We start from the raw sequence: 12,382 nt of genomic DNA on the forward strand, positions 1-12,382 counted from the left end.
GAGGCATGTTATTGGATAAAAAGTACTTGTACAGAACCATGAGATTTATTTTGGTCATTGGCAGTGTAGTTCTTGCACTTCTATCTTTTTATTATTTGTCAAAGGTGACCTATCCATTTCTAATTGCCTTAGTTATTGCATTTTTTATTAATCCAATTGTTAATGCTTTTGAAAAGAAACTTCGAATGCCTCGGGGATTAGCTGTTTTTGTAGCTTTAATTATTATTTTCGCCTTAGCTGTTGGCTTAGTTACACTCTTGGTAGCGGAAATCGTCTCCGGAGCAAATTATCTGGCTAGAGTGGTACCGGAGCATTTGGATACATTAATCGGTTACATTGAAGAATACATTACTGCTCAAATTATCCCTCTCTATAATCAATTAACCAGCATGTTTAACCAGTTAGAGGATGGACAACAAAATACCATTATATCAAACATACAAAATGTGGGTGCCACGATTGGATCCACTGTGGGAACGTTCATTCAAAATCTCTTTGGCAATATTCCTGTGATTTTATCCTGGTTTCCAAATGCCGCAACGGTGCTTATTTTCTCATTATTAGCCACTTTCTTTATTAGTAAGGATTGGCAGCGGTTTTCTCAACTTGGAAACAAAATACTACCTGAGAAAGCTAAAACAAGTGGTAAAACCGTATTTATTGATCTGCAAAAGGCCCTATTTGGCTTTTTGAAGGCTCAGCTAACACTTATCTCCATTACAACCGTCATTATTTTAATTGGGCTCTTGGTCCTTCGGGTTGATTACGCAATTACGATCGCCTTAATCACGGGGATGGTTGATATTATTCCCTACTTGGGCACTGGCGCTGTTTTTGTGCCATGGATTATTTATGAAATCATTGCTGGGGATATGGGACTTGCCGTGGGATTAGGAGTACTTTATTTACTCGTCTTAGTTCAGAGACAAGTTATGGAGCCTAAAATTCTTTCGTCCAATATTGGTCTCGATCCATTGGCCACCTTAATCGCGTTGTTTGTCGGGTTTAAATTAATTGGTTTCCTAGGACTAATCGTCGGTCCCGTTGCCCTTGTTATCATAAGCACGCTCTATCGTGCAAATGTTTTTCATGATTTGTGGGCTTTTATTAAAGGAAAAGAAGACTAATAAATAAAAACGTCAACCCCAACATTAGGAGTTGACGTTTTTTTATTTGATTATCTTTATATTCCCTTTTTCGATTCGCCTGCGTATAGCGTTAATCATAAGGAATTTAAATGGCTTTCTTGTTGGAGGAAATAACAGAAAGAATCCGAATATGTCAGTGATAAAACCAGGTGTTAATAGAAGTGTCCCGCCAATTAATATACAAATGCCATCCAAGACGGAGTCACCAGGAATTTGACCGTAGGCAAGTTGTTCCTGTGCTTTTTTTATGGTTTGCAGTCCTTCTCTTTTTGCCAAATAGGCTCCCACAACTCCTGTTAAGATAATAAATGCTAGGGTTGGTAAAAAACCGAATGTTTTACCTGATAATAACAGCACCCCAATATCGATTGCGGGTATCACAATAATTGATAAAGCCAAATAGCGCATGTTTTAATCTCCTTCAAAACCAGCTTGTATACATTATATACCGAATGGGTGAAAAAATGCTCAAAAAAAGGAAGGGGTAATCCCTTCCTTTTTCTAAAAATAAGTATGTTATAGTTCTTAAACTTTGTTTACTGTCCAGCTCCAGCGCCCTAGCGGCTAGTGTCCTTCGCTCTCCGCCCTACGATAAGTCAACATCGAATCGCCTCCGGCTCTTCGTGTTTCCTTTATCTCAGTTGGAGTGCTCCAGGCCATACGCCGCTGACCAGGGCGCTTCCGCTTTTCTCATTAGAGGACACTTGCATGCCCGTTATAGATGACACCTCTTGTTCCGTCAACTGTTATCTCTTGGCCATCTCTGAACAGTTCTAGGACGTTTTCAACACCCACAATGACTGGTATTCCTAGGTTAAGTCCGACGACTGCTGCATGGCTGGTTAACCCGCCTTCTTGCGTAATCAAGGCCGCACATTTTTCAATAGCCGGTACCATGTCACGGTCGGAGCCAAGCGTAACTAAAATGGAACCTGGTTTAACTTTATCGATTGCTTCCTGCGCATTATTGGCAATTACCACTTTACCAAATGCAGACTTACGGCCGATTCCTTGGCCTCTTACGATGATATCACCGACCACATGAATTTTCATTAAGTTGGTTGTGCCTGTTTCACCAACTGGAACACCAGCAGTGATGACAACTAAATCACCATGTTTGACGATTCCGCTGTTTACACTTTCTTCAACAGCACTATCGAGCATTTCGTCAGTAGAGCTGCATATTCTGCCAAGTTGGGAATATACACCCCAAACAAGTGATAGACGGCGGCAAACTTGCTCGTTGGCAGTAACTGCCACAATTGGTGCCTTTGTACGGTATTTTGAAATCATTCTAGCGGTATGTCCACTCTCAGTTGGTGTAATAATTGCATTTACATCAAGATTTAAAGCAGTATAAGCAACTGACTGGCCAATGGCATCCGTAAGATTGTGTTCTGTATTTTTACTGCGTGCAGATAGAATTTCTTTATGGTCTAAAGCCTGTTCAGCTCTAGAAGCAATATTGTGCATAGTTTGTACAGCTTCAACTGGATATACTCCTGCAGCTGTTTCACCGGATAACATGATAGCATCTGTACCATCAAAGATCGCATTGGCAACATCACTTGCTTCTGCACGTGTTGGACGAGGATTCCGCTGCATGGAATCAAGCATTTGTGTAGCAGTTATAACAGGTTTACCTTGTGCATTACATTTCTTAATTAACATTTTTTGCACTAGCGGTACTTCTTCTGCTGGGATTTCCACGCCAAGATCGCCACGAGCTACCATTAAACCATCAGAAACTTCAAGGATTTCATCAATATTATCGACGCCCTCTTGGTTTTCAATCTTAGGAATAATATGAACATGTGTCGCTTGCTTTTCTTCTAGGATCTGACGAATCTCCAATACGTCACTTGCACGACGAACAAATGAAGCCGCGATAAAATCCACACCTTGCTCAATACCGAAAAGAATATCATTTGTATCTTTTTCAGTGATACCTGGAAGCTTTACAGAAACTCCTGGAACGTTCACACCTTTTTTGTTTTTCAAGGTTCCAGTGTTAAGGATTTTGGTATGAATTTCACCTTGTTCCTTATCAATATCAAGGACTTCTAGTCCAATAAGACCGTCATCTAATAAAATTTTAGAGCCCACGTGAACATCATCAATTAATCCAGGATATGTAATTGAAAACTTCTCTGTGGTACCTTCGACTTCAGTCATTGAAACAATAATGTTATCCCCTGATGTAAGTTCAATTGCTCCATTTACCATATTATTTGTGCGGATTTCAGGACCTTTGGTATCAAGGAGAATCGCAACTGTTTTACCAGTCATTTTCGTTGCTTCACGAATGTTTTGGATTCTCTGACCATGTTCTTCATAGTCACCATGGGAGAAATTCAAGCGTGCTACATTCATTCCGGATTCCATCAATTGAGTTAACTTTTCTATACTTTCACTTGCAGGACCAATCGTACATACGATTTTCGTTTTACGTAACATCTTTGTTTCCTCCTATAATTCAGCTAGTACTTTGCGCGAAATAACTATTTTACATTAAAATCGACCTTAAGACTTTAACAACAATCTTTAAGAAAACAGCCTAGATAGATAATTCTTTTGAAAGTTTTACAAGTTCCAGGTCTAGCTTATGCTTTCTTTCTAAAGCTTCGACGATATCGTAATCCACAAGGCTATTTTTTTCAATTCCCACAGCACGTCCGCCCTTGCCCTCAATTAATAATTCGACTGCTCTTGCTCCCAAGCGGCTTGCCAGCACTCTATCAGCTGCTGTTGGTGAACCACCGCGTTGTATATGCCCAAGTACAGATAATCTAACATCAAAGTTAGTTGCTTCTTTAAGCTGTTTGGCAATATCATTGCCGTTGCAAACTCCTTCAGCCACAATAATGATACTATGCTTTTTCCCGCGTTCCTGTCCCTTGCGAAGTCTGTCTACGATCTCATCCAAATCATAGACTTCTTCAGGGATTAGTATGGTTTCTGCACCACCGGCTAATCCAGCATACAATGCTAGGTCCCCTGCGTCCCTTCCCATTACCTCAATGACAAAGGTTCTTTCATGAGATGTTGCAGTGTCACGGATTTTATCTAATGCATTAATAACGGTGTTTAAGGCTGTATCAAAACCAATGGTAGCTTCAGTACCAGGAATATCGTTATCAATCGTTCCAGGCACACCCACGCATGGAAAGCCTTGTTGTGTCAATGCTCTGGCACCTTGATAAGAACCATCGCCGCCTATAACAACGATTCCTTCAATACCATGTGCTTTTAACTGTTCAATTCCCTTTTGCTGTCCCTCTGGTGTTTTAAATTCTGGACAGCGTGCTGTTTGCAGCACTGTTCCTCCGCGATGAATAATATCACCTACAGAGCCAAGTTCAAGTTTTTTTATTTTTCCAGAAATGAGTCCAGTGTATCCACCATAAATCCCATAAACCTCAACGTTATGATAGATTGCCTTTCGGACAACCGCCCGAATAGCCGGGTTCATTCCAGGTGAGTCACCGCCGCTAGTCAAAACACCAATTTTTTTCATTTATACCACCTCATGCTTATTTATTAAAATTGTATGTATAGCCATGATAGAATTCTTTTTTCAAGTATATGAAATAGGTCCAACGGTACTTTATCTATTATTCACATAAAAGCCGGGAATATTTATAAAATACCATGAAGAGTTACCTATAACAACTTAATCACATTAGTAAAATTAATAGACGGAATTGTCGGTAAACTGGAAACGCTTAATAGAAAAATGGTAACGCCAACATTAACAGATAATGGTAATTTATTGACAAATGTGTGAAATCTCCAAAATAATAAAAACGCGCTCTGTAAGCACGTTTTTAGATACTTATATAATCTTTTAAAAAGGAATATTCTCCAATTGTTCTAAATTTATTATAGCGATCTACGATTAATTCCTCTTCTGATAATTCTAAAAGTTCCTTTAAGGATTTCTTCAGGAAGTTGTCAATCGCCTCCGCTTGACCTTTTACGTCTTTATGTGCCCCACCTTTAATTTCTGGGATAATATCATCAACGATGCCAAGCTCCTTCAAATCAGGTGCCGTTATCTTCATAGACTCAGCAGCCTTTTTTGCAAGTGAAGAGTCTTTCCAAAGAATAGCAGCAGCACCTTCTGGTGAGATAACAGAGTAAGTTGAGTTTTCAAGCATATACATGCGGTTACCTACTCCTAAAGCTAACGCACCACCACTTCCGCCTTCACCAATAACGATGCAAATGACTGGAACTTTTAGCCCGGCCATTTCAAAAAGGTTACGTGCTATAGCTTCACTTTGACCTCGCTCTTCGGCAGCTTTTCCTGGGTAGGCACCTTTTGTATCAATAAAACAAATGATTGGACGCTTAAACTTATCGGCTTGCTTCATTAACCGCAAAGCTTTTCTGTAGCCTTCAGGATGAGGCATTCCAAAATTTCTGCGAATATTTTCTTTGGTATCTTTTCCTCTTTGATGTCCTATCACCGTAACCGGCAGACCTCGAAATTTGGCAACACCACCGACAATTGCTTCATCATCTCCAAAAGCTCTATCTCCATGGCATTCAAAAAATCCTTCAAACAGGTTATCAACATAATCCAATGTGGTCGGTCGATTTGGATGACGCGCAATCTGCACACGGTCCCATGGTTTAATGTTGTTATAGATATCTTTTTCAAGTTTTTCAAGCCTTGATTCTAATTTTTCAATTTCTGAAGATAAATCAACATCTGCGGTTTTTGTAAACTCTTTTAGTTCGGCGATTTTGTCCCGCAGTTGTACGATTGGACGTTCAAATTCTAATTCTCCTACCATCCGAGCTCACCTCCTGGTTGATGAATTTCAAGTAAGTTTGTGATTTTGTCGATTAATTCAGGACGAGAAATGATCGCATCAAGCTGACCATGCTTTAATAAGAATTCAGCTGTTTGAAAATCTTCAGGGAGTTCCTCACGAATCGATTGTTCAATCACCCGGCGGCCAGCAAAACCAATTAGTGCACCTGGTTCTGCAAAGTTGTAGTCACCCAGTGACGCAAAGCTCGCTGAAACACCGCCCGTTGTTGGGTGGGTCATCATTGAGATAATAAGTCCCCCATTTTCACTAAATCGTTTTAATGCAACGCTCGTTTTTGCCATTTGCATTAAACTTAAAACACCTTCTTGCATTCTGGCACCGCCCGATGCAGTAAAAATAATAAATGGTACGGACAGTTCATCAGCCTTCTCAATTGCACGAGTGATCTTCTCACCTACAACGGACCCCATGCTTCCCATCCTAAATGTAGAATCCATTACAGCTAAAACAAGCTTATTTCCGTTTACACTTCCACAGCCCGTTACTACTGCTTCATTCATTTTTGTTTTTTGACGGTCTTTTTCTACTTTTTCAAGATAATCCGGGAAGTTTAAGGGATTTTCAGATACCATGTTATCATTGATTTCTACAAAGCTGTCCTCATCTAAAAAGCTGGCTATCCGCTCTTTTGCGTTCATAGCAAAGTGATATCCACACTGCAAGCAAACCTTCATATTTTTCGTTAATTCTTTTGTATACATAATGGTTTTACATGATGGACACTTTGTCATAATCCCTTCCGGTACATCACTTTTTGCAGCCTCGGTAGGAATCGTTGCGTATTTTTTCTTTTTAGGTGTATTTTTTGTAAAAAGTTCTTTAAGCAATTTGCCCAAACCTCCCTCGTTGGAAAAAAATCAAGCCAAACGGCAAGTTTTTATGATCTTATATTGAAGTCTTTCCTTAAACAATGATATTTCAAACCTAAGCGTTAAAAACTGGTCAGACCACCTTAAAATGAAAAATGCCCATTGAGAAGGGCTTGTTTGCTTGTCTATCACTATAAAGGAAAAATCCTTCAAAATCTGTTAGTATTTGTCGGTAATAATAGACAAATTTCTTAATTGCCGATACAAGGATAAAGTCTTTTCCTCATCTTTTTCAATCAATGCATCTATTAACAGAAATAAGATGTTCCTATTATACACTACTTTTTCTAAATGAACAGAATTGTAATAATCCTTTAATACTAACCAAATTCTTGAAAACAAATAATTATCCGCAATTTTAATTAGTTGATAAAAGAATTGATCGTCGTTTAATTGTTCATTTTCAACCAAATTTCTTATCTGTAATAATTCCTTTTTGTCTGCTCTCTTTAGAACTAATCGAAGTAAATCCATTTCCATTAGGTTCTTTGTTTCAATTACATCGTGCTTTGCTTTTTCATCTTGAAGAATAAAGGTGCCAAGCAGCTGCACAAGCTGGTTTCCCTGAAAATCCCTGATGAACGTACCTTCACCACGTCTTGTTTCAATTAAACCAAGTAATTCCAAAGCTCTTAAGGCCTCTCGAACAGAAGAGCGCCCGACATTCAGGCGCTCTGACAATTCCCGTTCAGATGGGATTTTATCTCCAGATTTTAACTTATCTGCAGATATCATCTCTCTTAGTTGCTTAACTATCTCTAGGTATACCTTTGTATTTGCCACTAGCTAATCACTCACTTTTACCAATAATAGCGAGCCTTTTTGTTTTTTCTTTTATATCTTCAGGGTCAACCTTAATACGAGCCACTCCGGTATCCATAGCCGCTTTTGCAACTGCCGAAGCAACAGCTGGAGCCACTCTTGGATCAAAAGGTGCTGGGATCACATAATCCTCGTTTAGCTCTGCGTCCGTTATCAAACCAGCAATGGCCTCAACAGCCGCTACCTTCATTTCTTCATTTATGTGTGTCGCGCGAACGTCTAGGGCACCACGGAAAATTCCAGGGAAAGCCAGTACATTATTTACTTGGTTTGGAAAGTCTGATCTTCCTGTACCTACCACTCTAGCTCCTGCTTCTTTTGCCTCATCCGGCATGACTTCTGGAGTAGGGTTCGCCATTGCAAAAATAATTGAATCTTTATTCATGGAAGCAACCATTTCTTTTGTAAGTGCTCCTGCAACAGAAACACCAATAAAAACATCCGCACCCTTTATAACCTCTTCGAGGCTTCCAGTAAGATTATCTCGATTTGTAAATTTTGCTACTTCTGCCTTCACATCATTCATACCTTGAGGGCGGCCTTCATAAATTGCACCTTTTGTATCACACATGATGATATCTCTTACACCATAGCTGTGTAATAACTTTATAATGGCAATTCCAGCAGCACCCGCACCATTGGCAACAACCTTGATTTCGGTTATTTTTTTCCCAATCAGCTTCAGAGCATTAACAAGACCAGCTACAGTAACAATGGCAGTACCATGTTGATCATCATGAAAAATAGGAATATTGGTTTCTTTTTTCAATCTTTCTTCTATCACAAAGCAATTTGGCGCTGCGATATCTTCAAGATTTACTCCGCCAAATGTTGGCTCAAGTAACTTAACGGTTTCAATAATTTTCTCAACATCGGTAGTGTTTAAACAAATTGGGAAGGCATCGACGCCAGCAAAGCTCTTAAATAATACTGCTTTACCCTCCATAACTGGAAGTGCAGCTTCCGGTCCGATATTTCCAAGACCAAGAACCGCTGTACCATCAGTAACTACAGCAACCATATTACCCTTCATCGTGTATTCGTAAACCGTTTCTGGCTTTTCATAAATATCCTTGCACGGTTCGGCCACACCTGGTGAATACGCTAAACTCAGATCCTTGGCATTTCTTACAGGTACTTTTGATTTAGACTCAAGCTTTCCTTTGTTAATTCGATGCATGTGTAGTGCTTCTTCCCGTAACGTCAAGATATGTCACCCCTTAAATTAGTACAAAAAAGTTATCATTAAATACTAGTAATTCTAAGTTGTTTTTTTAGTGGTCAGACCACACCCATATCATTTAAACTATATCACATTTGAAAGCGTTGTAAAGAATTATTCTTTCAAAACAACATTTTTATTTCCTAAAAATTCACACAATGTTTCCAATAGATGATTGCTGGGTTTAATCATAAATTCGCTCCCCAGCCTGATCGTTTTTTTACTAGTCTCGTAATGCAAAACCACATTCGTTTCCCCAGGATTATCCTTAAACAATTGCTTTAAATGGGTTAACGATTGTTCATCTTCTTTTGCTTTAACGATTTTTAGATATAAAATGGATTCCTTCTTCGTTTTTGTACGTAACCATGTTTCCATTTCAGTTACTTGCTGAATAATAAACTGAAGCTTCCCATCTCGTTCTTCTACTTTCCCCTCTATCACAGCAAACTTTCCATGGTCTAAAAGGTGAGAATATTTCTTGTATACAATCGGAAATGCAACAGCTTCCATTTCACCGCTAGAATCACTTACATTTAAAAATGCCATCGAATCCCCTTTTTTTGTACGGATTTTCCGTGAGGCTGTAACATAAACTCCAGCAGCTGCTCGTTTATGGTCCGCTGATAACTCAAACAATACACAAGCACCAGCTTGTTTAAGCCCTTTTTCAAAGATCGATACCGGGTGGTCTGAGAGGTAGAATCCAAGAGCCTCTTTTTCAAAAAGCAGCTTATCTTCCAGTCTAATAGGGTCAACCTGAACATACTTGGGCTTAAGTTGAAATTCATCAGGAAATAATTCCACTTGGCTTGACTCGTCTACCTTAAACAATTGGGCGTGTTCAAGGGCGACATCCAAACTTGCAAGTAAGACAGCCCGGTCTTCGTTAAATTCATCAAAGCTTCCAGAGTGGACTAGAGCCTCAAGGGTTTTACGATTGATTGCTTTGGATGAAACTCTTGTGCAAAAGTCGAATAAATCCTCAAACTTTTTATTTCTTCGTTCTCGGAAGATTTCTCTTAAGGCTTGCGCGCCGACACTTTTAATGGCAGCGAGGCTATATCGAATACCTGCCTTTTCTACCTGGAAGGAATACCCGCTGTAATTGATCGAAGGAGGCAGGATATCTATATCCTTTTGTTTTGTTTCCAAGATATACTGAGCTATTTTTGTCTCATTCCCGATTGCTGAAGTGAGCAAGCCAGCCATAAAATAGAGAGGATAGTTTGCTTTTAGATAGGCAAGCTGATAAGCAATCATACTGTAGGCAACAGCATGGCTTCGATTAAAGCCATAATTTGCAAATCGTACAATTAAATCATAAAGATCATTTGCAAGTGAAACTTCATACCCTTTCTTTAAAGCACCTTTGACAAAATGATCCCGCTCCCTGTCCAATACATCCTTTTGCTTTTTACCTACCGCCCTCCGCAGCAGGTCAGCTTCCCCGAGAGAAAAACCAGCCATTTTGGAGGCAATTTGCATTATTTGTTCCTGGTATACAATGACTCCATAGGTATTTTCCAGAATGGGTTCCAAATCCTTATGGGGATATTCCACAGCTTGTTTTCCATGTTTTCTATCAATAAACAAAGGGATATTTTCCATTGGACCTGGCCGATATAACGCATTAACTGCGACAATATCCTCAAAACGGGAGGGTTTCAGACGAGTCAAAACCTTTCGCATTCCCTCAGATTCCAGCTGAAATATACCAGTTGTCTCTCCTCTTGCTAAAAGTTCGAACGTTTTTTCATCCTGTAATGGTACGGATTTTATATCGATCTTTCTCCCTGTTTTCTTCTGAATCGTGGATACGATTGATTCAATCAGCGTAAGATTTCTTAAACCTAAGAAATCCATTTTTAGTAACCCGATTTCTTCAAGATACTCCATCGAATACTGGGTTAAATAAACATGATTATGTCCCTTTTGAATAGGCACTAATTCAATCAGCTGCTTCTCACTAATCACTACGCCTGCAGCATGTGTAGACGTGTGACGAGGCAGCCCCTCTAGCTTCAATGCTGTTTCATAAAGCTTGCGATTTATCGGGCTTTCATTAATAAAAGCTCTTAAAGGCTGCGATTCTTTGTATGCGTCTTCCAGATTTATTCCTAAGCGCGCTGGGATTCTTCTTGATAATTGCTCCAGTTCCTTCGTATTTAGTCCAAAGGCCCTGCCGACATCCCTAATCGCTGCTTTTGCGGCCAGTGTTCCGAACGTTACGATTTGTGCAACATGTAATTCACCATATTTCTTTGCGACATATTCTATCACTTCATCCCGTCGGTGATCCGGAAAATCAATATCAATATCTGGCATTGATATCCGCTCAGGATTTAAAAAGCGCTCAAATAGTAAATTATGGGCTAAGGGATCAACATCGGTAATATACAAGACATAGGCTACAAGTGATCCAGCAGCTGAGCCCCTTCCTGGACCCGTCAAAATACCATTCTCACGAGCATATCTCATAAAATCCCAAACAATTAAAAAGTAATTACTGAATTTCATTGAGTTAATAACCGATAATTCATATGCCAAGCGCTCCAAGTGTTCTTCGGTTGGAGAATCAAAGCGCTCCCGTAATCCTTGTTTACAGAGTTTTTCTAAGTATTTCTCGGCTGGCTGGCCATTTTCAGTTGGGAATTCAGGTAAATAAGTTTTGTTCAATTCAATATTTACCATGCATCTTCTAGCGATAGTAATCGTATTCTCTAATGCTTCTGGTATATCAGAAAATCCTTCGATCATTTCCTTTGCAGTTTTCAAGTAAAATTGGTCACTGCCCAATTTCTCACGGTGGTCATCCTGAAGTTTGTCCCCATTCTTTATTGCTAGTAAACACTCATGAGCAAACATATCGTCTTGCTCTATGTAATGTACTCGATTTGTTGCTGCCAACGGAGTATTCAGTTCTTTCGCTATCGTTTGAATTCTATCTGTTAAGGTAGCTTCCTCCTCTAGTTGATGATTTTGGAGTGCTAGAAAAAAAGAACCTTTGCCAAAGATAGACTCAAGGTTTTTTATGATTTCAATTGCTTGTTCTCGGTGATCACTCAGTAAATTTTGTTCAATTTCCCCTTCTATACCAGGAGAAATGGCAATAAGACCTTCAGCATAATGTTTTAACCATTTAAAAGGAATACCATTTTCTGCTTTTGTTTGAACAGCACTTGATATTTTCAAAAGGTTTTTAAATCCTATTTCATTTTCAGCAAGTAAGACTAAGGGGTATGAATTTTCTTTTTCAATTTCACTTTCAACATCTACTGTTAACCCAATGATGGGTTGGATATTATTTTTTAAACATAACTTATAAAATTCAATCGTTCCGTACATGACATTTCTGTCCGTTAACGCTACAGCTTTGAAACCTTTATTCTTTGCCTGATGTACCAATTCAGGAACGGAAGCTGTGCTCGACAACAGGCTATATGCACTATATACGTGAAGGTGAATAAAAGACAT

The 12,382-nt window shown here is 39.2% G+C and carries 9 protein-coding genes; 1 reads left to right on the plus strand and 8 read right to left on the minus strand.

Translation table 11 applies throughout. The annotated features are described in order from the left end of the window. Positions 1-11: 11 nt before the first annotated feature. A complete protein-coding gene (ytvI, locus tag AC2TFD_RS23660; RefSeq protein WP_335519802.1) occupies positions 12-1,127 on the plus strand; it encodes a sporulation integral membrane protein YtvI in 1,116 nt (371 codons plus the stop codon). Positions 1,128-1,169: 42 nt separating this feature from the next. On the opposite strand, the gene AC2TFD_RS23665 is transcribed toward ytvI, so the two are convergent. The 8 genes from AC2TFD_RS23665 to dnaE form a co-directional block, all read right to left on the minus strand. Next, positions 1,170-1,556 (minus strand): FxsA family protein, encoded by a 387-nt coding sequence (locus AC2TFD_RS23665; protein ID WP_335519800.1) that lies wholly within the window; start codon positions 1,554-1,556, stop codon positions 1,170-1,172. 285 nt (positions 1,557-1,841) lie between these two features. Then, positions 1,842-3,605: a pyruvate kinase gene (pyk, locus tag AC2TFD_RS23670; RefSeq protein WP_335513627.1), complete on the minus strand. Its 1,764-nt coding sequence runs from the start codon at positions 3,603-3,605 to the stop codon at positions 1,842-1,844. Between the two features lie 100 nt (positions 3,606-3,705). Beyond that, complete coding sequence (gene pfkA / locus AC2TFD_RS23675; RefSeq protein WP_335513629.1) at positions 3,706-4,665, minus strand: 6-phosphofructokinase; 960 nt, start codon at positions 4,663-4,665, stop codon at positions 3,706-3,708. A gap of 310 nt (positions 4,666-4,975) precedes the next feature. Continuing rightward, positions 4,976-5,950, minus strand: a complete 975-nt coding sequence (accA, locus tag AC2TFD_RS23680) for an acetyl-CoA carboxylase carboxyl transferase subunit alpha (RefSeq protein WP_335513631.1) — start codon at positions 5,948-5,950, stop codon at positions 4,976-4,978. Next, entirely contained in the window at positions 5,944-6,819 is an 876-nt protein-coding gene (gene accD, locus AC2TFD_RS23685; RefSeq protein ID WP_335513633.1) for an acetyl-CoA carboxylase, carboxyltransferase subunit beta, read from the minus strand. The genes accA and accD overlap by 7 nt, the downstream gene beginning before the upstream one ends. A 201-nt stretch (positions 6,820-7,020) precedes the next feature. After that, positions 7,021-7,644, minus strand: a complete 624-nt coding sequence (locus AC2TFD_RS23690) for a FadR/GntR family transcriptional regulator (protein WP_335567162.1) — start codon at positions 7,642-7,644, stop codon at positions 7,021-7,023. 7 nt (positions 7,645-7,651) lie between these two features. Further along, positions 7,652-8,890, minus strand: a complete 1,239-nt coding sequence (gene ystJ, locus AC2TFD_RS23695) for an NADP-dependent malic enzyme (RefSeq protein WP_335513637.1) — start codon at positions 8,888-8,890, stop codon at positions 7,652-7,654. Positions 8,891-9,019: 129 nt separating this feature from the next. Continuing rightward, the gene (dnaE, locus tag AC2TFD_RS23700; protein WP_484674095.1) at positions 9,020-12,382 is read right to left on the minus strand and encodes a DNA polymerase III subunit alpha; all 3,363 of its coding nucleotides are present in this window, start codon (positions 12,380-12,382) and stop codon (positions 9,020-9,022) included.

Source organism: Neobacillus sp. plas4 (genome assembly GCF_057221695.1).